The organism is Pseudomonas sp. EYE_354, from assembly GCF_023148575.1.
GTDB lineage: Bacteria > Pseudomonadota > Gammaproteobacteria > Pseudomonadales > Pseudomonadaceae > Aquipseudomonas.
The window spans coordinates 1-22111 of the sequence record NZ_JAHXNQ010000013.1; the positions used below are offsets into that span (position 1 = coordinate 1).

17 protein-coding genes are annotated in these 22111 nt (G+C 63.4%); 3 read left to right on the forward strand and 14 right to left on the reverse strand.

Annotated features, from left to right (window positions below):
- The 14 genes from KZX66_RS18160 to tagH form a co-directional block, all read right to left on the reverse strand.
- Positions 1-551: PAAR domain-containing protein (locus tag KZX66_RS18160; protein ID WP_248081843.1), on the reverse strand; the 551-nt coding region annotated here is incomplete at its 3' end.
- A 520-nt stretch (positions 552-1071) separates the two neighbouring features.
- Positions 1072-1452 (reverse strand): helicase, encoded by a 381-nt coding sequence (locus tag KZX66_RS18165; RefSeq protein WP_248081844.1) that lies wholly within the window; start codon positions 1450-1452, stop codon positions 1072-1074.
- A gap of 124 nt (positions 1453-1576) precedes the next feature.
- Complete coding sequence (gene tagQ, locus KZX66_RS18170) at positions 1577-2500, reverse strand: type VI secretion system-associated lipoprotein TagQ (RefSeq protein ID WP_248081845.1); 924 nt, start codon at positions 2498-2500, stop codon at positions 1577-1579.
- An 82-nt stretch (positions 2501-2582) separates the two neighbouring features.
- Positions 2583-4295, reverse strand: coding sequence for an SUMF1/EgtB/PvdO family nonheme iron enzyme (locus KZX66_RS18175; protein ID WP_248081846.1), 1713 nt, complete (start codon positions 4293-4295; stop codon positions 2583-2585).
- A complete protein-coding gene (locus tag KZX66_RS18180) occupies positions 4288-5472 on the reverse strand; it encodes an ABC transporter permease (protein ID WP_248081848.1) in 1185 nt (394 codons plus the stop codon). Before KZX66_RS18180 ends, KZX66_RS18175 begins: the two co-directional genes overlap by 8 nt.
- Complete coding sequence (locus KZX66_RS18185) at positions 5472-6176, reverse strand: ABC transporter ATP-binding protein (RefSeq protein WP_248081850.1); 705 nt, start codon at positions 6174-6176, stop codon at positions 5472-5474. The genes KZX66_RS18180 and KZX66_RS18185 overlap by 1 nt, the downstream gene beginning before the upstream one ends.
- On the reverse strand, positions 6176-9148 hold the full coding sequence (locus tag KZX66_RS18190) for a serine/threonine-protein kinase (protein ID WP_248081852.1): 2973 nt from the start codon (positions 9146-9148) through the stop codon (positions 6176-6178). Before KZX66_RS18190 ends, KZX66_RS18185 begins: the two co-directional genes overlap by 1 nt.
- Positions 9145-9864, reverse strand: a complete 720-nt coding sequence (locus KZX66_RS18195) for a protein phosphatase 2C domain-containing protein (protein ID WP_248081854.1) — start codon at positions 9862-9864, stop codon at positions 9145-9147. Before KZX66_RS18195 ends, KZX66_RS18190 begins: the two co-directional genes overlap by 4 nt.
- On the reverse strand, positions 9865-10518 hold the full coding sequence (tagF, locus tag KZX66_RS18200; RefSeq protein ID WP_248081856.1) for a type VI secretion system-associated protein TagF: 654 nt from the start codon (positions 10516-10518) through the stop codon (positions 9865-9867).
- Positions 10515-14015 (reverse strand): type VI secretion system membrane subunit TssM, encoded by a 3501-nt coding sequence (gene tssM / locus KZX66_RS18205; protein WP_248081859.1) that lies wholly within the window; start codon positions 14013-14015, stop codon positions 10515-10517. Before tssM ends, tagF begins: the two co-directional genes overlap by 4 nt.
- A complete protein-coding gene (locus KZX66_RS18210; RefSeq protein ID WP_248081861.1) occupies positions 14012-15301 on the reverse strand; it encodes a DotU family type VI secretion system protein in 1290 nt (429 codons plus the stop codon). The genes tssM and KZX66_RS18210 overlap by 4 nt, the downstream gene beginning before the upstream one ends.
- A gap of 6 nt (positions 15302-15307) precedes the next feature.
- On the reverse strand, positions 15308-16642 hold the full coding sequence (gene tssK / locus KZX66_RS18215; RefSeq protein WP_248081868.1) for a type VI secretion system baseplate subunit TssK: 1335 nt from the start codon (positions 16640-16642) through the stop codon (positions 15308-15310).
- A gap of 18 nt (positions 16643-16660) precedes the next feature.
- Positions 16661-17170 carry a type VI secretion system lipoprotein TssJ gene (gene tssJ, locus KZX66_RS18220; RefSeq protein ID WP_248081870.1) on the reverse strand — a complete coding sequence of 170 codons (510 nt, stop codon included), beginning with the start codon at positions 17168-17170 and terminating at the stop codon, positions 16661-16663.
- A 56-nt stretch (positions 17171-17226) separates the two neighbouring features.
- The gene (tagH, locus tag KZX66_RS18225) at positions 17227-18579 is read right to left on the reverse strand and encodes a type VI secretion system-associated FHA domain protein TagH (RefSeq protein ID WP_248081872.1); all 1353 of its coding nucleotides are present in this window, start codon (positions 18577-18579) and stop codon (positions 17227-17229) included.
- Positions 18580-18973: 394 nt separating this feature from the next.
- On the opposite strand from tagH, the gene tssA reads away from it, so the two are divergent.
- Genes tssA through tssC form a run of 3 tightly spaced genes read left to right on the forward strand, consistent with a single transcriptional unit; the run spans position 18974 to position 22053 of the window.
- The gene (tssA, locus tag KZX66_RS18230; protein WP_248081873.1) at positions 18974-19993 is read left to right on the forward strand and encodes a type VI secretion system protein TssA; all 1020 of its coding nucleotides are present in this window, start codon (positions 18974-18976) and stop codon (positions 19991-19993) included.
- Positions 19994-20047: 54 nt separating this feature from the next.
- The gene (gene tssB / locus KZX66_RS18235; RefSeq protein ID WP_010207547.1) at positions 20048-20554 is read left to right on the forward strand and encodes a type VI secretion system contractile sheath small subunit; all 507 of its coding nucleotides are present in this window, start codon (positions 20048-20050) and stop codon (positions 20552-20554) included.
- A 2-nt stretch (positions 20555-20556) separates the two neighbouring features.
- Positions 20557-22053 (forward strand): type VI secretion system contractile sheath large subunit, encoded by a 1497-nt coding sequence (gene tssC, locus KZX66_RS18240; protein WP_248081874.1) that lies wholly within the window; start codon positions 20557-20559, stop codon positions 22051-22053.
- Positions 22054-22111 lie beyond the last annotated feature (58 nt).

Here is a 22111-nt window from a genome sequence, read left to right on the forward strand (position 1 = left end):
GCTTTTACGTCGCCAGTTTTGGGATTGAGGGCTTGAAACTTCCTCATTACGTCGGGATCAGGTGCGGGGAACAGCACGTTCTCCAACGCTTCTCGACTCATGCTCTTGGGTACGACGTAGAAACCGGGCTCCTGGCCCGGCAGCCCCTTAAATGCTGAAGGCGCCAACGTGTGAGAAGGGGCATAGGTAGATTGTTGCGGTGTGTCGGGGCGGCCGGTCAGCGTCGAAGATGCCGGTTCAACGGCGCGCCTGGTTGCTGGCGCTTCATAACCTTCGTTGCTGTAAGTCGCGGTGTATACCGAGGGAATGAATTTGGCCCGGCAGGGGCAACTACTGAAGCTGTCCAGCGTGCCGGCCATACGTCTGCCATGGCTTTCAATAGGCGAGATACCACCGAGTATTTTATAAATGCCTTTATGCTTCCCACATGTAACTTGGTCACCTTCGCAAGCATGTAGGAGGCCGTATATGTTTACTCTTGGATCACCATCCAGAACTGTTCCGCCGCGCGTGGTTTTGTCGCCAGGTCCGATGCAATAACCTTCACGCATTAGTGTTCTCCAAATTCTTATGATGAAGCTACTTAAATGGGGTGAGTGCGGCGCGTGGGTTAGTACCCTGAAGTTGTGATTACCAAAAGTACAGTCGGACATTTCCTTTAAAGTCTTAGGAAGATTCTGATGACATTCCATAAATAGCGTCTGCCTGCACTACTTAACAGTCGCTTTGCATTTTTCTCGGCGCGCTCGCAGTCCAGAATCGGAATCCCGGCGTTGACGCAAAATCCTGGAAGAAGCAACTTGGCAGGCACAAGCCACCCACGCGCAGCCGCCATAAAGCATAAACAGCGGGCACAAAAAAAAGCGCCGACCGATTGTATGGCGATGCTGTGGCGTCTTCTGTCTCGAGGTTCCACGACAGGTAGCTGATGAGCAGCGACGGGCAGAGGTAAGCGCTATGCAGACACGTTGCTAACTGTGAGCGAACAAGAAGTTGAGCCAAGGCGCTGTTGCGCAAACTGGCCTCCCAGTTCAGCTAGGCCTAACCCTCGACAGCTGCTACGAACGGACCTCAGGTTTGCTTGTTTTTCTTCGGCTTCAAATACTTGGTCAACCCCTGAAACCAGATCACCAGCGCCGGGTTGCCCTTGATCTGGATCGACTTGTCCTGAATCCCCGTCATGAACGCCAGTTGCTTGTTCTTCGCCTGCATCGTGGCGAAGCCGTAGGCCGCATCCTTGAATGCAATCGCGAACGCCGGCGCCGGGTGAACCCCGGAGCGACTGGTGATGCGCTGGTTTTTGACGATGAAGTGACGGGCGACCTTGCCGTCGAGGGTCTGCAACTGGAACGCCAGGTCTTTATCACCCAACTGTTGCTGGAAGGCAGGATTGGTGCGGCTGGCTTTGCCCATCATCAGGCCCAGCACCCACAGGAGAAGACGAAATTTCATGCACACGGCCTCGGTGTAATTATTAAGTGGCCGCAGCAGTGTAACGATTTGCAGGCAGAACGCCACCGACCTCGCGCTTTAGCAGGAGATCGGCAGGCGTTTAACGCTTATAGCAACATGTTACTTAAACGTTAGGGCAAGGTACCGGTGCCCAGTCGGCCAGGTTTGGATCGCGGCAGGTGCCTTCGATCTGTGCCTTGCCGGCGCTGGCGACCTGCTTGCTTTCAGCTTGCTTGGCCTGCACGGTCTGGATGCTCTTCTCGGTGGTGACCGCCTCTTTCGGCACGGTCGGCAGTACTGGCTTTTTCGCCGGTTTCACGGCTTTTTTGCCTTTGGTCGGTGCCACGACCGGTGCGGTGTCGGCGGTGGCCACGGTGACCACATCGTTACGCTGCACGCCGACTTGTTGCAGGTCTTTCTCGTAGGCCTGGGTGTAGTTGTTCAGGTCTTCGCTGGCTTTACCGTTGACCGCAACGATCAGGTCGTTGGATTCCTTCAGGCCCGAGACGATTTCCGCCAGGCGCTTGCGGCCTTCGGTGTCGTTGACGGTCTTGGCTTTGCGGTCGGCGACCAGCTTGGTGAAGGCGCTCTGGTAGCACTGCTGCGACGCCTTGGCGTAGGCGGTGCTGCGGTCGATGTCGGACGCGCTTTTGTTGAAGTCCGCGGAGTACGACGCGATGCGCTGGTTGTCATCGCTGATCTGCTTCTGACGCTCGGTGTAGTAACCCGCCGCGCCGCCGGCCAATGCACCACCGGCCGCGCCGATCGCGGCATTACGGCCACGCTTTTCGGAGTCGCCGGTCAGGGCGCCCAGCAGGGCACCGCCGGCCGCACCGATGGCAGCGCCGGTCACGACCGACTTGGTCATGTCTGAATCGGTGGCGCGCAGGTGCTGCACCGGCTCGTAGCAGTTGGGGTAGTACTCGACTTTGGTGCTGGATGCGACCTTGGAGGCCGGCGATGTGGCGCAACCTGTCAACACGGTGCTGAAGCCGGCGGCAATCAGCAGCAGATGACGCTTGGAAACCGCCTTACGGGAAAAAAGCATAAGTTGTGTTCTCTTTTAAGTTTGACTTGCCCAGCACGGCAACCGCCGCCTGAGTCCCTTCCAAGCTCGCTGCAACCAACGGTCAAGACCGCTGACCGCTCGCTGCGAGCAATTCCTTCAAGATCGTCGCCGGATCGGCCCGCTGTTGTTTGCGGTAATTGCCGACATGGCGGACGAACAGTGTCGCGCGCGTCACCAGGCTCTTGCCGAGCACTGGCTTGCGATCCAACTCTTCCTTGATGCGTTGAAACTGCGCCTGGATCACCGCATCGGTGTAGCGCGTGCCGGTGGCCAGGTTGTCGATGTAAATCGCCACCGCACCGTCGAGGGCGCTGCGCCCGTTATCGATGGCCGTGGCAAACAGCGCCGCGCTGGCCTCGTCCTTGTTGTCCAAGGCCTGCTGACGACTTTTTTGCAGGTTGGCCAGGCGAATGTTGTAGTTGCCGATGGTTTCGGCCACCAACGCGGCCGACTGAATCAGGTTGCCCGCCGCCTCCTCGCGTTGCTGGGCGATCAGTGAGACGTTGCGCTTGAGCTCTTCGTTAACCAGCCCCAGTTCAGCTTGCAGCTTGGGGTCGACACTGGCGGCGATGATGCTGTCCAGGCGTTTGGTGGGGTCCTGGGCGTCGTCGATGGCGTCGGTGAGCGAGGCCAGGCGGCCTTCCTTTTGCCATTGCGCAAACAGCTCCTTGTAGCGCGAACGCGGCGCCGACAGCGCACCAATGGCCACGCGGAACCCCGTAGTCTCGTTGCTTTGCTCGGTGCCGTCGGCGGCAAACAGTGGGTATTCGCGGCGCATGCCGGTGAACAAGGTGCCCTCGCCTTCCAGGTAGTTGCCGCCCTTAACCACAAAACCGCCGTAGGTGCCCTGGCGGCGCCCGGCGTGCACCAGTTGGAAGGATTCCTGGACCATTTCCGCCGCGTTGCCGATCACGTCGAACATCCCGATCGGGTTAGGCAATTTGGTACCGATGGGCATTAGGCGCGCGGCTTGGCCGGTGCCGCCGGCCACCTGGTTGAACACTGCGTAATCGCCCAGCGGGCCATCGCTTTCGCTGCCTTCGGCGCGGCGCGGGAACAGGCGACCTTCCAGATCCTGACGACTCACTGCCTGGCCACCACGCGCGGCGAACTCCCATTCCACTTCGGTGGGCAGGCGCACAAAGCCCAGGCCACCGTCGTCGGCCGACGAACCGCGACCGCTGACCGGCAGCAATTCGCGGTGGTATTTCATCAACCAGGCGCTGTACACCGCCGAGAAGCGTTCGGCTTCAAAACGCGACAGCTTCACCTTGGGCAAACGCCCGGCCATGCCGGTGGGTGCATCACACGCCGGCGCCGGTTCGCCGCTGGCCAGGGACTGCGCCTGCGCCATCACCTGAGCGTACTGGCGCGCGGTCACTTCGTACTTGCCGATGAAATAGAACATGGGTTTGAGCGGGGTCTTGGCGTCGGTCTTCGGCATCAAGGGCGCGATGGCCTTGTTCCAGTCTTCAGGCAAGTCCTTGAGGGTGAATTGGCCGTTGATAAAGTCGCGGCGGTAGCCAGAGATAAACGACTGCTGATAACCCGCCTCGCCTTCGGCAAAAGGATAGCCAAGGCTGATTTCGCGGTCGTCCAGAGTGCCCTGGGCCAGCACGTAGGCGTAACGGAACACCATGTTGCCTTCGCACGGCAGCGGCAGGCTCACGTCGCCCGGCAACGGCTTGGGGTTGTCCAGCTTATCGCTGGCTTCATCGGCCCAGGCCATCGAGGCCAGGCTCAGCGCCACAGCGGCGCCCAGTAACTTATACATCTCTGATTCCTTCAGAAGCCTGGATCCGCGCCACTCGCCAACCACCACAGGCCGCCGCCACGGCGCTGACGCCGAGGACGGCAACCAGGGCCAGGCCGTAGTGACGCGCCAACAGGTGGCTGGCGTGTTCGCCCGGCACCTGCACAAATAACGTGTTCAATCCCGCCTCCGCCAGGCCATACAGGCCGGCACTGAGCATCGCCGCGACCCCTGCGCTGTACAGCGCCTGGACCACCACAAACAACAACAGCGCGCCGGTGGAAAATCCCAACAGGCGCAGCACGGACAATTCCCGGCGCTTGCGCGCCACAGCGGCCAGAGCCCCGGCAAAGATCGCCGCAAAGGCCCCCGCCAGCGCCAACCCGGCGATCACCCAGAACACAATCGACAGGTTGCGGCTTAACGACTGCACCTGGGCGATGGTATTCGCCTGGGTCGAGACCAACAGATTCTGCCCGGCGAAATACAACCGCAGCGGCTCCACATCGTTAAGGCTGCGGGCATACAGGCGAAACGCCGGATACACACGCTGCTCGCCCACCGCCACCTCGGCACCCGCCCACCCCAACGCCGGTACAGCACGACCATCGCGGTAATCTTCCGCCGCCTCAAGCAGGCCCAGGTCGGCAAACAAGCCATCGCGGGCGAAAGCTTCCAGCGGCAGCACTGCGACCACTTGCACCCGCGTGCGCTGCTCTTCGACACGTCCTGCAACCTGGCGGGCGAAGCGGGTTTCCAACAGATCTCCAGATCGGGCCGCAAGCTTCTCGGCAGCGGTGTGGCTCAGCACGATCTGCTCCAAGCCCTTGGGCATCGGCAGATCCCCCAATAACGGATCGCCAGACGCCGTCGGCAGCATCTCCAAGGTCAACGCGCCCACCTGCGCGGTCGCCGCGATCTGCCGCGTCCGCGGCAGCGCAAACGCCACGTCGGGGCGCTGGCCCAGTTGCGCGATCGCTGCGCTGCTGAATCGACCACCGCCCAGCGGAATAATTTCACGGGTCGCGGGGTCGGTCTGCAAACGTTCGGTCAAACTGCTAACCAGTCCAAATTTCAGGCCGAATAACACCAGCAACGGCGCGATCACCGCCACCAGCGCCAACACTGAACAGGCCGACAGCCAGGCATCGTTGCGGTAGTCCTGCCAGGCCAGGGAGGCGATCAAGGGGAGGCGCATCAGCAGGCCTGCCCAAGGGTGGCGGTGACGCCGCCGTCGGCATCCCGACGGCAACTGATGCGGCGCACCTGAACGCCACTGCCACGGACCAGAGGTTCGTCATGGGTGGCGATCACACAGGCCGCCTGGTGCTCGCGGGCCTGGGCCAGCAGCGCGTGCATCACGCGCTCGGCGTTCAACGGGTCGAGGGAGGCGGTCGGTTCATCGGCCAGCACCAATTGCGGTGCATGGGCCAGGGCACGGGCGCAGCTGACACGCTGGCGTTGCCCCACCGAGAGCGCCGAGGGTCTCTTGGCCAATTGGTCGCTGATTTCCAGCTGCTCGGCCAGGCGTGCCACGCTGCCATCGTCCTTCAAGCCCAACAACTGTCGGGACAAGGCGATATTGCCGCGCACATCGAGAAACTCCAGCAGCCCGCCGGTTTGCAGTACATAACCCAGGTGTTGGCTGCGCAAGGCGGCCAGGGTCGATTGCTGGTCGGCGCGCCACAGCTCACCGATGTCCTGCTGATTGAATTCAAAGCAGCCCACCTGATCCGGCGCCAGCACCAGCGCCAGCAGGTCAAGCAACGTGCTCTTGCCGCAACCGCTGGGGCCAACAATCGCCAGTTGCTCGCCCGCGCGCAGCTGCAACGCCGGGATCACCAGGCTGTAGCGCTGGCTGCCGACGCCCCGGCTCTTGTGCACCGCGCTCAGGCTCAGCATTACGGCAGCGTCGACAGTGGCACGCGGTACAACGCATCGCCCGGTTCGGCGTCGCCGAAACGGACCCAGTTGGCCACGTCGTTATGGAAGGTTTCGTAGAGGCGGATTTTCGAGTCCAGCTCGTCGATAAAGTCTTCCTGCTCGGCCACGCTCAACGACAACCACAGGTCCTGGGTCATGTTCAGCGACTTGCTGCGGTATGGCAGGCCTTCGAGGTATTCGCCGAGGATGCCACCGTCGGCCAGGTTGCCGCCCTTGCGCAAGGCTTGCGGGTCGCGGCTCATGTAGGCCGAGGCGCTGGCGATTTCCTGGAAGAAGTCCTTGGGCGAGGTCTGGGTTTTACGCGCCGCATCGACGATCAGTTTCAGCGACTGTTGCAGGTCGTTGAGTTGCAACTTGGTCAGCATCACGCACACCTGGAACGCCGGCAGCGCCGGGTTGGTCAGGTCGCGGTCAGCGGTCCAGGCGCTGACCAGCTGCGGTGCCTGGCTGGCGGTTTTGCGGCCGAGGAAGTCCATGTGCATGGCGTAACCGACGGCGGCGGATTTGTCCGCCAGGCTTGGCGCCGAACCAAGCAGGGGCACTGGCTGCGGAGTATTGCTGCGCACCTGGTGCACCAGATTGGCGAACACACTGCCGATCTCGTCGACACGCTTACCCAGGGTGTGCACGTCGCCCCCCGGCACCGGTGTGTACAGGTCGCCGATCTGCGGGTTGGCATCGGCGGTGAGGACGCGGTACTGGCTTTCGGCACCGGCGTGGGTTTTCTTGCCGACGTCGGTACGCAGGTGCAGCGCGTAGATTTTGATCTGCTTGCCCAACGCAGCCTGGCGCACCTCGGCTTCGTTCATCTGGGTCGCGGCAAACGGGTCGTTTTTGCGCAATGCGCCCGCATCGGTGACCAGCAGGATGATGCGCCCGCCGTAGCCGGCCCAGTCCATGCCATCCACGGCCTGCATCACCCCGGCAAACGCGTCTTCGTTGAACGAATGGCTGGACACGGTGGAGGCTTTGACCTGCCGCGCCATGTCGAGGAAGCGTTGCGGGTCGCGGCCCTGGTCGAGGGTGATCAGGGTCTTGGCCACGTATTCCAGGCCAGGGGTTTTCTTGATGCTGCTGCGAAAGCCCACCATGCCAAAGCTGACGCTATCGAGCTCGCCACGCTCGGCAATGCGGGTTTGCAGTTCGTGGACCACGTCGCGGATCTGGTCGATGTAGGGCTGCATCGACACCGTGGTGTCCACCACCAGCACCACGGCGGTACGGAACGCGTCGGCGTTGGCGTTGATTACCGGCGTGGCGGGCTTGGCCACCGCACTGCTGCCGGGGTCGATGGAGGCCACGTTGAGCAACTGCACCGGCTGGCCGTTTTCGTCGAAGCTCTCTTTGGAATCGAAGATCGGCAACAGGTAAAACTGGTTCTGCGGCACGGCGCTGGCCGTCGGTTCCAGGGCGAGGATCTGCCCGTTGTCTTCACGGTTTTTCTGCGCCTTGGCCAACACACCTTTGGCGGCGGTCGGGTCGGCGAGCAGCTTCTCCACCTCGCCGGCTTGACGCAGGAACATCACCGGCGCACGGCCCGAGCGCTCGGTGAACTTGAGCACCAGGCTTTGCTTCCAGTCGCTGACCTTTGACGCCGGCAACCAGCCGTCGCTGCGCCCATCGGTGGCAGCACCGACGCGCACCCAGGGCTGGCCGTCGACGTCTTTGCGCTGGTACACGTAGAGCACAGAGAACGCCGGCAGGGCTTTGCCTGGCGCACTGCCGGCGTCGCTGGAAAGTGCCGCGCCGGGCTTGCTGAGCACGCGCTGGAACAGGGTCTTTTTGCCGGCCATCAACAGCGGGCGCTGGCCGCCGTCCACCTCGACCACAGCCGCCGCTGGGGGTGTGACGGCAGGGACAACGGCGGCCGGTGGTTTGGCGGGCTTTGCAGGTTCGTCACTGCCGCTCAGCCACCAGTAAGAAGCGCCACCCATGGCCAGGGCAACGGCCACGGCCACCGCCGCCAGCGCCAACACCGGCCCACGGCGCTGCTCGCTGTGATGCGTGGGCGGCACCACCGGTTGACGCACGGGCTGCGGTTTGGCGGTCGGAATTTCGATGGATTCCGGGGTGATCCCCGCCAGATCAAAATTCATCGGGATCGGCAGCGGCCGCACCAGCGTGGCCTCCGGCGACTCCATCGGCAGTTGCTCCAGCGCCAGCAACAACGCCGCCGCGTCCGGGAAGCGCTCGGCCGGGTCCTTGGCCAACAATTTGCGCAGCACGCCTTGATAACGGCCGTGATGCACCGGCAATTCCGGCAGCGGTTCGGTCAGGTGCGCCAGCGCCGTGGACAGCGCATCGGTGCCGTTATACGGCAGCTTGCCGACCAGAATTTCATACATCACCACGCCCAGCGCATACAGGTCGGCGCGGCCGTCGATCTCCTGGCCCCGCGCCTGCTCCGGGCTCATGTAGCTCGGTGTGCCCACGGCAAACCCGGCCTGGGTGAACTGAGTGCGATCGTCCAGTGATTTGGCGATGCCGAAGTCGGACAACACAGCCGTGCCGTCCGCGCGAAACAGGATATTCGCCGGTTTGACGTCACGGTGCACCAGGCCCTGGGCATGGGCGTAACCCAAGGCCGAGGCGATCTGGCGGATCAGCGTCACGCCCTGCTCAGGTGTCATGCCAGCGGCGATGCGCTCTTTGAGCGTGCCATTGGGCAGGTATTCCATGGCCATGTAATACAGCTCACCGACATTGCCGATGTCATGGATGGTCACGGTGTGCGGGTGCGACAGGCGCGCCAGGGTCTTGCCTTCGCGCAGGAAACGCTCGCAAAACGTCGGATCGGCCGCCAGCGCCGCCGCCATCACCTTCAGCGCCACCTTGCGCTCCAGCGAGCGCTGGGTCGCCAGGTACACGCTGGCCATGGCGCCTTCGCCAATCTCGCCTTCGATGTCGTAGCCCGGAATCACAATGTTCATGCCGATACCTTCACGACGATGGCGGTGATGTTGTCCGGCGCGCCCCGATTAAGCCCCAGATGCACCAGGCTGCGCACGATTTCATCCGGCGCGTCGTGGCTGAGCACTTCGCGGATTTCGTGATCTTCGACGGTCTTGTTCAGGCCGTCGCTGCACAGCAGGTAGCTGTCGCCCGGCGCGATCAGCAGGTCGAGCACCGCCACCTCGAGCTGGGCTTCCACGCCCACCGCGCGGGTGACGATATTGGCGCGCGGATGCACGCGGGCATCCGCTTCGCTGAGCAGGCCGCTGTCTTGCAGGTCCTGCACGTAGCTGTGATCGCGCGAGAGGCCTTCGAGCACGCCGTCGCGCAGGCGATACAAGCGACTGTCACCGGCCCACAGGCACACACCACGTAAACCGCGTGCGGCAAGCACCACCACGGTGCTGCCCATCATGGTCACGCCACGGTTCGCGGTTTCTTCGCGCACGGCGGCGTTGATGCGGATCAGGTCATTGCGCAGGGCTGCCGAGTATTCGTCGAGGGAGCGACCCATCGGCACATTGCGCAGGCTGTCGACAATCAGGCTGCTGACATAATCGCCCGCCGCATGCCCGCCCATGCCGTCGGCCACTACCCACAGACGGTTTTCCGGCAGGTCAAGGCAGGCGTCTTCGTTGACCTGACGGACCATGCCCACATGGCTTTTGCTCGCCGATTTGTACGTCGCCCCCATCTACACCACACCTTCTTGTCCGAGCAAAAACTGCGCAAAATCACTGGCGGCAGGCAAGCCCTGACACCGCAATAAACCAGGGGAAATACGTTCCGAACCACGCCCCCACCACAGGCTGGCACCGTCGCAGGCCTGTTCGGCAAGCGCGGTCATGCGGCTGTGGGGCTGCGTCGCGGCGACGCGCTGCAGGCCGGCAAAGCGGCTGTCCATGGCGCGCTGTTCACTGGCCGGGATGCCCAGGTTGTCGAGGCCTTCGTTAAAACTTTCAAAGCTGGCGCCGGCATCCAGCGTACTGAGCAGCAGCTCTTCGGCCTGCTCGAACCAGGTGTCCGGGCCGCCCACCAGGGAGGCCGGGTTGGTGTCGTGGTCGAGCAAGGCCACCACTGCCAGGGGGAAATAACGCCCCACCCGATCGATGCTCGGCATCACCACACCCGCGGCCGCGTCCGGTCCGCACACGCCCGGCGCCAGAACAAAGCGCCACAACGGGCTGACCAGGTACGCGTTGAGCCAGTCAGCACCCAGGCTGTTTTGGCTGGCGAGCAAACCCTCGGCCAGCCAGCTGTCCCACGGACCGACAAAACTCTGGGGCAAAGCACGGCTGACAAAGTCTCCGCGGCTGGCCAACTTGCCGTAGAAACCCACCACCGTCATAGCCGCTCCGGCAGGCTGAAGCCGCTGAGCACACGGCTCTTGAACGGGTTGAACGCGCTGTTGGCGCGCAGCTCGTAAGCGATGCTCGCGCCGTCTACCCGCAGGCGCAGGTTGAAGCGGTCCGGCGAATTGCCGGCGGTGAGATCAGATTGCTCCAGCAGGCGAAACCACGCCCACGGGCCGTCCAGCGTCACGCCGGACCGGCCACTGGCCGACGGCGGCATGATCGACAGACGCACCACGCCAATGCTGCCGGGGTTCGGCCATTGCATCGCCACCGGGCGACTCGGCCCGTGGTCGTAGCTCAATTGCTGGCCGTCCAGGTCGAGCAGGAACTGGGTGATGGTCGGGTCCATCGACACCGGCTTTAGCTCGAAACGCACAATAGGCTGGGTGCCGCCGGCGCGGAAAAACGCATCACGAATCGTCGCCGCGCGCTGGAAGGTTTGCAGCACCCCCGGCGCAATCCCCAGCTTCTGCGCCGCGCCCGGCTGCCAGCGCCAGGTCTGCGCGGAGGTGTCCACGTACGGCTGCAGGTATTTGCGGAAATAGTTATCCATCACCCCGCCCACACCGAAGAACTGGCCGAAGTCATCCAGGGTGGCATCGCGCGCGCTGCCCGGCGACATCGGATAGCGCCCGGCCAGCGACTGGCGATACACGTTGACCACTTCGCTGACCCAGGCTGCGTTCAGTTGGTTACGCACCCCGCCCATCATGCTGTTGGTGGTGGAGTTGACCACCGACTTGACCATGCCCTGCACCAACGGCGGCTGGCGTTCGGCATTCAGGCTGACCCGCGTGGCGGCCGCAGCGGCCTGGTTCTTGGCCTCGCCGAGCAACGCATCGCCGCTGGCGCCGACCATGGCACTGACCTGCACATACAACGCGTTCATGTCCGCCAGCAGGCCGTCGATGGCCGCCGGCTCGCCTTCGTTTTTGCTGACGATGCTGTTGAGCTCGGCAAAGTGCGCGGTCACCGGATCATCCGCTGCCTGCGGCGCATTGGCGGTGGGTTGCTCCTGACCGAGCAGGCTGCCAAGCCGCTCCTTGAGCTTGTCCACACCACCTTCCACCGGCACACCTTTGGCGGCCAGTTGGCGTTCTTCAGCCTGCAGATCGGTTTCCCTGGCCACCGCCACCAGCAGCTTTTTCAGCGGCGAACTCGGCCCGGAGATCACCCGCAGTACGTCGGCCGCCTGGGCGACACTGGTAATCGGCACAAAGTCGATATCCGCCAGTAACGCATCCCACTGCCGCTGATAGTCCTGAAAGTACAGGCGCCGCACATCGGCGGCCAGGCTCACCACGTTCTGTTGATCGGCCTGTTCACGGCCCAATACCCACTGCTCCTCCGCAAGGGTGCCGGTCTGGTTCAGGCTGCTCAACAGGAACGCCTGGCGATAGCCCTTGGCGGTGAAGAACCCGCTCAACGGCTCGCCGAGCGGCTTGCCACTTTTACGGCTGAACACCAGCGCGGCGTCGCGACCAGCGGCTTCATTGAGGCGAAAGTCCGGGATGCCGTCGGGCAGTTTCTGCCGTTTGACGCGGTCGTAGACACGCTGGGCCACCGGCAACTGCTGCAGTTGGCGACGCAGGTCGTCGATCAGCCGTGGGTCCAGGCGCGCGCTCGGCGGGTGGCGTTCGAACAGTGCCTGCAAGTGCCCGGTCAACGCCTGGCGCTGATCGGCCGGCAGATCGCGCGGCAGGTTGCGGTCCCAGTCCAGGGCGATCCAGGCCTTGATGAAGTCCGGGTCGTAGTGCTCGTTGTCGGCCAGCATCAGGTAGGCCTTGAGACCCTCGTAAAGGAAGTCCGAGTTGCCGCCGCCATGCAGTTGTTCTTCGATACGCGTCACCAGCCGTGGCGCGAAGACCGCGATCAGCAGCTTGCGGTACACGCTGGCGGATTCGGCTTCGAGCATGTCGCCCTGGTACAGCCCCAGGCCTTCGGACCAGTCTGGCGAATCACCCGCGAGGTTTTTCACCGCATTGAGCAACGGCAGCACGGCCAGCACTTCGCGTTGCGCCGGGCTCAGGTTCTGCACGGTCTGGCCCAGGGGCGCGACCTTCTGATCGACCTGGGCGATATACGCCTGGTTGGCACGATAGCTCACCCACCATAGGCCGCTGACCACCACCACCAACGCCACGGTGGCCGCGAGCACACCGCGGGCAATCCACTTGCGCCGCCGCTCGACTTTCGGGTTGACGCCCACCAGCCCGCGCTCGGCGAACGCCACGGCGGTGAAGAGTTTTTCGATGAAGTAACTGCGCCCGGTGCCGCTCTGGCGCGCCAGGTGCTGGCGATCCAGGTTCATGCTTTGGGCCATGGCACCGATCAGACGGTCAATCGGGCTGCCTTCCTGGGTGCCGCTGGTGAAATACACACCACGCAGCAACACACGCTCTTCAAACGCGTTGGGTTTGAATACGCCTTCGAGGAAGCTTTGCAGGCAGTCTTTCAATGCACCGAACTGCTGCGGGAAGCCGTAGATCAGGTCGCGCCGTGCCGGGTCGCGTTCCTGTTGCAGGCGCTCCACCAGACGTTCGTTGAGGCGCTGCTCGAGGCCGGCGAATTCGCTTTGCAAATGGGCCAGCGGGCTGTCGCTGTTTTTGCCGTCGTCCAGGGCAAAGGTCATGCCCCACACCTGGGCGCGCTCTTCCTTGCTCAGGTTGTCGAAGAACTCCATGAAGCCGGGCACCAGGTCGAGCTTGGTCAGCATCAGGTAGATCGGGAAGCGCACGCCCAATTGGGTGTACAGCTCCTGGATACGCAGGCGAATCGCGGCCGCGTGGGCAGCGCGTTCGGCGTCGGTACCGAGCAACAGGTCCGACAGGCTGATGGCAATGAAGGCACCGTCGATAGGGCGGCGCGAGCGTTGCTTTTTCAGCAGGTCGAGGAAGCCCAGCCAGGCGGCTTTATCCACCGTGGAGTTGCTGTCCTGGGTGGTGTAGCGGCCGGCGGTATCGAGCAACACGGCTTGATCGGTAAACCACCAATCGCAGTTGCGTGTGCCGCCGACACCGCGTACCGCACCAGCGCCCAACTGGGCAGCCAACGGAAAGTGCAGGCCGGAATTGACCAGCGCAGTGGTCTTGCCCGAGCCCGGTGGGCCGATGATCACGTACCACGGCAGCTCATAGAGATTGCGGCGTTCGTCACCGCCGAGCTTGGCTTTCTTGAGCAACGCGAGGGCTTCGTCCATGCGCTGGCGCAGGGTCGACAGCTCTTCGGCGGTGGCCACGCTGTTCGGGTCGGCCGGCGTCTCTGCGGCCAGGCTGCGCATCACTTCGGCGGCCTGGCGGCGCGCCTGGATGATGCAGAACACGCGGTAGGTGATCCACACCGCGAACACCAGAACGATCAGCGCCCAACGGCGCCCTTCGGGTACCAGCGCGTCAAGCAGCGGCCCCACAAACCAGATGATCAGGCTCAGGGCGATCAGACCCAGCAACGGGATCACCCAGCGAATCATGAAACTGAAAAACGCCTTCACTCGACGCCCTCCGCCAATACGGTGATTTCAACCCGACGATTGCGGGCGCGGCCTTCGGCAGTGCTGTTGGTGGCCAGCGGCTCGGTGTCGCTTCGGCCCTCGGCACTGAAGCGATCCGCCTGGCCGGTCTTGGCCGCAAGGATCTCCAGCACCGACTTGGCCCGCGCTTCAGACAACGCCCAGTTGGACGGGAAGCGCAGCGTGGCGATCGGGCGGTTATCGCTGTGGCCAGTGACGCGCACCTGTCCCTTGACCTTGCGGATGGCATCGGCGATGCGCAGCATCAGCGGCTGGTAGGCATCGACAATGCTGGAACTGGCCGACGCGAACAGCTCATCGCCACGAATGGTCACCACCGAGCGGTCGACCTTATCTTCCACAGCCACACGCCCGGCCTTGATGTCTTCGGCCAGGAAGCCGGCCAGACGCGGCCGTTCGATGACCTTGGGCTGCGCCACGGGACGGTCGATGGCCTGCACCGGGATCTCGCCCAGGGCATGGATGTTCTTGAACACCGGTTCGGCCTGCGCCGCGAGCAGCAGGCGCAAGGTGAACAGCAAGGCCAGCAGCAGCGCCAGGCCGATTGCCACGGCGATCCACGGCGGCATGAATTGCGCCAGACGATCACGGGCCACGGTCACGCCGCGCCAGTGCGGCGACAGCTCGCGTTCGTGGTCGCCACGGGCGCTGCGAATCGCGGCGGCAGTGCGCTCGCGCAGGGCTTCGAGCTGGCTACGGCCGTCGTTCATTACGCGGTAGCGGCCTTCGAACCCCAGGCACATGCACAGGTACAACAGCTCCAGCAGATACAGCCGTTCCCGTGGGCTTTGCAGGCAATGGTCGAGTAGCTGGAAGACCTTTTCGCCGCCCCAGGCTTCGTTGTGCACGGTGATCAGCAGGCTTTGTTTGCCCCACTCGCTGGTGCTGCCCCAGGGCGTGCTCAACACCGCTTCATCGAGGGCGGTACACAGCGCGTAGCGGGCCAGCAGCACTTCGTTGCGCGCCACACCGGCGGCTTCGGCGCGTTCTTCGAACTGGCGCAGGTACGCCAGCAACTGCGCGCGCAGGCTGGCCGGCGCGGGGTGGGCGATGGTGTTGCGCAGGCGTGTCAGCAAGGCCAGCAGCGGCCCGGCGGCGCTTTCCAGCGGGTTGAGGCCCTGGCTTTTGCCGGTGAGCATCGGCGCCGCCGGCATCGACAAAGCGGCCGGTTCGGCGCGCGCAGGCTCCGGCGCACGGCCACCGGGGCGCGGCATGAACTGGGTGCGGTCGTCATCATTGGGATGCATCGCGGATTATCCTCGGATCGCCCAGAAGGCCAGGTTCAAACCCGGGAACTGCCCGGCGATGTGGAAGGCAAAACCGCCGGAAGTGCTCAGCTGTTGCCAGTGCTCGCTGCCCCGGTCCAGCTCGTAATAGGTGCTGCCCGCGTGGTACGGCAGTTGGCGCGGCGCCACCGGCAAGGGCAGCAGGCCGATACCTGGCAGTTGCAGGTTGACCATGTCGCGGATGTGCTCCACCGCACCGACCTTGCTCTGCTGGCCGAAGCGGCCACGCAGGGTTTCGCCGGGCACGTCGGCGCGCACCACCAGGATGAAACTGGCGCTGTCGAGCAGGGTTTTGTCCGCCAGCATCGCCACGTGGATGCCATAAGCTTTCTCCACGATCGGGATTGGCGTGGCTTTGCTGTCGATCAGCATCGACAGCGCTTCGCGCAGGGCCGCCATCACCGGGGCGAAGCTCAGCGCCAGGTCGTCGTGCTGGTACTGCGGGTATTCCTGAGGGCGACGGCCCGAGGTGGAAAAGGTCGAGAACTCACCGGCCAGGCTCACCAGTTCGCTGAAGAAGCGTTCCGGGTGCAGCGGGCTCAACTGGCTCAAATGCTGGATCAACGGCTGGGCACGGTTGACCAGTTGCAGCAGCATGAAGTCGGCGATCTCCGAGGCGCCACCCGCGCCCGACGCGACCACGCGACCGGCCAGGGCTTCGCCGCGCTGGTGCAACAGGCCCAGCAACTCGCTGCGAAACGCGGTCAGCGGCTTGCTCGCGACCACGTCCAATATCGGCGGGATGTAACTGTCGTCCAGCACCAAGGCGCGGTCGGCGCGCTTTTCCTTGATGCGCACCAGCCCAAGGGCGGCGTAGTCGCTGATGCCGTCCTGGGCGGTCAGCAAGCGCAACGCCCGCGACCCCACGGCTACCGGCGCGCGGTTTTCGAACGGGGCGTTGTCGTCGCGCACTTCGCGCACCTGACTCACGTAACGCGCGGCTTCCAGGGCTTCGCCCTCGTCCACCGTGTCACGCGCGCCGGCGCGCTTGAGTGGCAAGGCCAGGTACACCAGGCCGTCACGCAGGTTGTCGTCAATGTTCAGCGGGCTTGGCGCCAGGTCATCCTGGGGGATATTGAACGGCGTGCCGTCGGGCAACAGGCCGCGCGCCGAGAGGATGGCCAGCTTGCCCTGGGCCAGCAGGCCCTGGTCGATCAACAACTCGGAAAAGCCCCAGGCACCTGCGGACAGCGGGCGGCTGCGGGCGTCGATCAGGTTTTCCAGGTAACGGTCATGCTGTTGGAAGTGCTGCGTTCCGATGAACATGCCTTCCGACCAGACCACACGATTGTTCCAGGACATGGGGGCTCCGATTGCTTCTTATTGGGCAGGGCTGGATGGGGTAACCACGACGTCGGCGCGCACGGCACGCACATCAAGGCTGATCTGGTATTCGGTGTACTGGCGGGCGGGCACGTTGATCACCGTGCGCCATTGCGCGCGGTCCAATTCGCGGTACCCCACCAGCAAGCCGATCTGGCGCGTGGACGGGTCGAGGTCGCGCTGAATGCTCAACTGCTGGCCGGGTTGCACCATCACTTCATCCTGGTCCAACAGGTCCAGGCCGAGGGTGGATTGGGCGCGGTCCGCCAGGGCGAAGTAGTCGGAACGGCCGAAGGTGGCGGCGTTTTTCAGTTCGAAAATGCGCACCCGTACCGGGGCGGCCTGGCCATTGGCGCCGGGGTTGAGCCCGGAAATCGCGTGGAAGTGCAGTTCGACGGCGGCGGTGTCCGCGTCTGCCTCAGCGGGGGCCTGGGGTTTGACGGCGTCCTTGGCACACGCCGTCAGCAGCAGCGCGGTGGCGACTGCGAGTAAAAACCTGGGAATCATCCTGCGTCCTCAATGACGTACTTAACTATCCGTTGATCCATTGTTGCGGCGTGCTGTCAGCGCCGCTGTCGTGCGCTGTGTTCTTCGTAGGCTCGGCTGAATTCGCGGCCGAACAGGTCCTGGAAGTCTTCCTGGGCCTCACGGGAAATATTGCCGTAGAGCTCGGTGAACTGCTGCCAGTACTGGGCCTGACGCGAGCCGTTGAAAATGCTCGACAGCCCGCCGGGCTTGCCCATGCGCGCTTCCAGTTGGGCCGGCTCGAACCGCGTGAACAGGTGTTTGATCGCCGCTTCCACCCCGGCCATCACGGCCAACTGGTGGGCGCGCAAGTCGTCGAAACTGTCACGCACGGCCACGTCCGGCGCCATAAACGCTTGGTTGCCGTGACGAAGCAGCAGCAGTAATGCTTCGTCGGCATTCGGGGCGAATTTCAACGGATTGTTTTCGGCGGGCTGGATCATCGTCTGCTGCATGCGGAACTCGCCCTTGAGGCTGGCGCGGGCACGCAGAACGTCGATCAGGCCTTCGACCATCAGCCGGTAACTGCGGCCGATGGTTTCCATCTGCGCCTCGGCCTGGGCTTTGTCCAGGCGCAGTTGGTCCAGACCTGCGCCGCGCAGGAAGGCGTGCAGCAGATCAGGCTGTTGCGCGGTGTCCGCCACGGGGAGCACAGGCTCGACCACAGGTGGCGGCGCCATGACCGGTGCAGGGGGTGGCGACGGGACGGCGGGCGCGGGCGGCGGGGCAACGCTGACGACCGGCACGGGCGTGTCGCCGAACAGGTCCCAGTCTTCGGGAATCACCGCGCCCGAGGCCACGGGGGCTTCGACCACCGGCACGGCCACGGGGGTCGGCGGGCGGAAGTCGTGTTGCTGGGACGGCACATGGTCCGGCACGGTGGGCGGCGGCACGGCGGTGGGGCTGATGAAGTCGAACAGGTCCGGCAGGGTGTCCATCGACGAAGCGCCGTGGAACTGCGGCGCGATCACCGGGGTCGCCACCGGCGCACTCACCACGGCGCCCATCAAGGCTTCAAAGCTGTTGGGTGACTCGCCGGCAAACGGCTGGCTGTCGACGGCCTGCACGTTGAAATCGATACGCGCCTGGATCTCGTAATCGCCGATGCGGATCAACTCGCCATCGTGCAGCAGCTCGCTGGTACCTCGGCGCAAGCGGATACCGGCGTTAACCAACTCCACACCGTTTGTACTGTTATCGGTTAAATAATAACGGCCATCTTTGTATTGAATAACGCAATGCTGTGAAGACACCAGACGCTCAGGGTCAGGCAATACCCAGTCATTATCCGAGCTGCGGCCGATCGCCATCGAGCCCTGATTCATGGACTTTTCGGCGCACTGCCCTGGGGTAATCTTGTGATAACTAGTGATAGTCAAACACAGCGACATCTTGCCTCCTTGCTGATACTTCGCGCGCGGTCGACTCCCGGAGCGGTGTCCCCCGAGAGATCCCCATCAGGTCGTGCAATCGACCGTCCACAACCTGCTGATGCCAGCATGATCGCTGATCTTAACCGGGCTCTATGACAAAAATCCTGTCCCGGTACGCCGTTCGACCCACCAGTCGCGCAGGTTGTTAAGCACCGCACATCTGTCACAGAGGGCGAATAGCTTACCTTGACAAGGCCTAAGTACTACACCAAAAATGCACAACTTCTTGAATACCAATGATGGCACATTAGTAGCGCTGTGCTTATATGACCAAGAAAACATGCAAAGTTCATTACGCAACTAATGCATGAATTGCCCGTCATCTAACGGGCTGATAGGGAGATCAATTTCAGTGGATGTGCCGTTGCTGCTCGCCGCCGTTTCCGCGACTTCGCCCTGTGGCGAAGACATGGAATATGACGCGCAATTTCTCCAATTGGAGCGTGATGCCAAAGGCCAGCCCGAGCGCAGCATGGGTGACTCCATCCTGCCCGCTGAACCGCCGGACTGGCGCAGCATCCAGCAGCAAAGCCTCGACTTGTTGCAGCGCAGCAAAGACCTGCGCATCACCCATTTCCTGCTGCAAAGCTCCCTCGCACTCCAGGGCGTGGCCGGGCTGGCGCAGGTCCTCACGTTGATCGACGCGCTGCTGCGCCAATACTGGGCCGAGCTGCATCCACGCCTGGATGCCGACGACGATAACGACCCGACCGTACGCATCAATGCCCTGTCCGGCCTGACCAGCGACACGACCATTCGCCTGCTGCGCGAAAGCATCCTCACGCGCTCGCGCACCTTTGGCCCCGTGAGCCTGCGCGCCGCGCTGAATGCCAGCGGCCTGATGAATTTCCCCGACGAACAGCTCGGCGCCCAGCAACTGAACGCCGCGTTCCTCGACAGCGACCCCGAGCACCTGCAAGCCACCCGCGACGCCTTGAGCGCCGCGCGTGCAGCCTGCGAGGCGATCGAGCAGCAGGTCAGCGATCAGGTCGGTTCCGCCCAGGGCGTGGACCTCAGCCTGTTGAAGCAACCGCTCAAGCAGGCGCTGCAAGTGCTCAATCAAGCAGTTCCAGATCCCCAAGGCAGCAGCGAACCCGAGGCCGTCAGTGACGACAGTGCCCCCTCGGTCGAGTACGCCGCTGCCCCTGCCGCACCGCGCCCGGCTGGCGATATCGCCAGCCGTGATGACGTGGTGCGCAGCCTCGACAAGATCCTTGCGTACTACACCCGCCACGAGCCTTCGAGCCCGCTGCCGGTGCTGTTGAACCGGGCGAAGCATCTGGTGCATGCCGATTTTGCGGCGATCGTGCGCAATCTGATCCCCGATGGCATGTCCCAATTTGAAAACCTGCGTGGCCCGGACGGCGAATAAACCGCCCGGCCTTGCAGTAACAACACCGTCGCTCAAGCGACCAGGAGCAGCAACGTGGCGAAGCAAAGTTCTCAGAAATTCATCGCGCGCAACCGCGCGCCTCGAGTGCAGATCGAGTACGACGTCGAGCTTTACGGCGCCGAGAAAAAGGTCCAGCTGCCCTTCGTGATGGGTGTGATGGCCGACCTCGCCGGCAAGCCTGCCGAGCCTCTGGCCCCGGTGGCGGACCGCAAGTTCCTTGAAGTGGACGTCGATAACTTCGACTCCCGCCTCAAGGCCATGCAGCCGCGCGTGGCGTTCCACGTGCCGAACGAACTGACCGGCGAAGGCAACCTGAGCCTGGACATCACCTTCGAAAGCATGGACGACTTCAGCCCGGCCGCCGTGGCCCGCAAGGTCGACTCGCTGAACCAATTGCTCGAAGCCCGCACCCAGCTGGCCAACCTGCTGACCTACATGGACGGCAAGACCGGCGCTGAAGAAATCATCATGAAGGCGATCAAGGACCCGGCACTGCTTCAGGCACTTGCCAGTGCGCCTAAGCCTGCAGGGGACCAATAATCATGACTGACAATACCGCCCGCGAAGGCGCGCCGAACCTGGGCGCTACCGAAGAAACCAGCGAGTTCGCCTCGCTGTTGATGCAAGAGTTCAAGCCCAAGACCGAGCGCGCCCGCGAAGCCGTGGAAACAGCCGTGCGCACCCTGGCTGAACAGGCCTTGGCCCAGACTGACCTGGTGTCCAACGACGCGATCAAATCGATCGAATCGATCATCGCCGCCATCGACGCCAAGCTGACTGCCCAGGTCAACCAGATCATCCACCACCCGGACTTCCAACAGCTGGAAAGCGCCTGGCGTGGCCTGCACTACCTGGTCAACAACACCGAGAGCGATGAGCAGCTGAAGATCCGCGTGCTCAACATCTCCAAGCCGGACCTGCACAAGACCCTGAAGAAATTCAAGGGCACCGCATGGGACCAGAGCCCGATCTTCAAGAAGATGTACGAAGAAGAATACGGCCAGTTCGGCGGCGAACCGTACGGCTGCCTGGTCGGCGACTACTACTTCGACCAGTCCCCGCCGGATGTCGAGCTGCTGGGCGAGCTGTCGAAAGTCTGCGCCGCCATGCACTCCCCGTTCATCGCTGCGGCTTCGCCGACCGTGATGGGCATGGGCTCGTGGCAGGAACTGTCGAACCCACGCGACCTGACCAAGATCTTCACCACCCCGGAATACGCCGGCTGGCGTTCGCTGCGTGAATCGGAAGACTCGCGCTACATCGGCCTGACCATGCCGCGCTTCCTGGCGCGCCTGCCATACGGCGCCAAGACCGACCCGGTTGAAGCCTTCGCCTTCGAAGAAAACACCGACGGTGCCGACAGCTCCAAGTACACCTGGGCCAACGCCGCCTACGCGATGGCCGTGAACATCAACCGCTCGTTCAAACACTACGGCTGGTGCTCGCGCATCCGTGGCGTGGAATCGGGCGGCGAAGTGGAAAACCTGCCCGCGCATACGTTCCCGACCGATGACGGCGGCGTGGACATGAAGTGCCCGACCGAGATCGCCATCAGCGACCGCCGTGAAGCGGAACTGGCGAAGAACGGTTTCATGCCGCTGCTGCACAAGAAAAACACCGACTTCGCCGCGTTCATCGGCGCCCAGTCGCTGCAGAAGCCGGCCGAATACGATGACCCGGACGCCACCGCCAACGCCAACCTGGCCGCGCGCCTGCCGTACCTGTTCGCCACGTGCCGTTTCGCTCACTACTTGAAGTGCATCGTGCGCGACAAGATCGGCTCCTTCAAAGAGAAGGACGAGATGCAGCGCTGGTTGCAGGACTGGATCCTCAACTACGTCGACGGTGATCCTGCGCACTCCACCGAAACCACTAAGGCCCAGCACCCGTTGGCCGCCGCCGAGGTGATCGTGGAAGACGTCGAAGGCAACCCGGGTTACTACAACTCCAAGTTCTACCTGCGTCCGCACTATCAGCTTGAAGGGCTGACCGTTTCGCTGCGCCTGGTATCGAAGCTGCCTTCGGCCAAAAGCGCATAACTCGCTCGTTCCCACGCTCCGCGTGGGAATGTCGCCCGGGACGCTCCGCGTCCCAGTG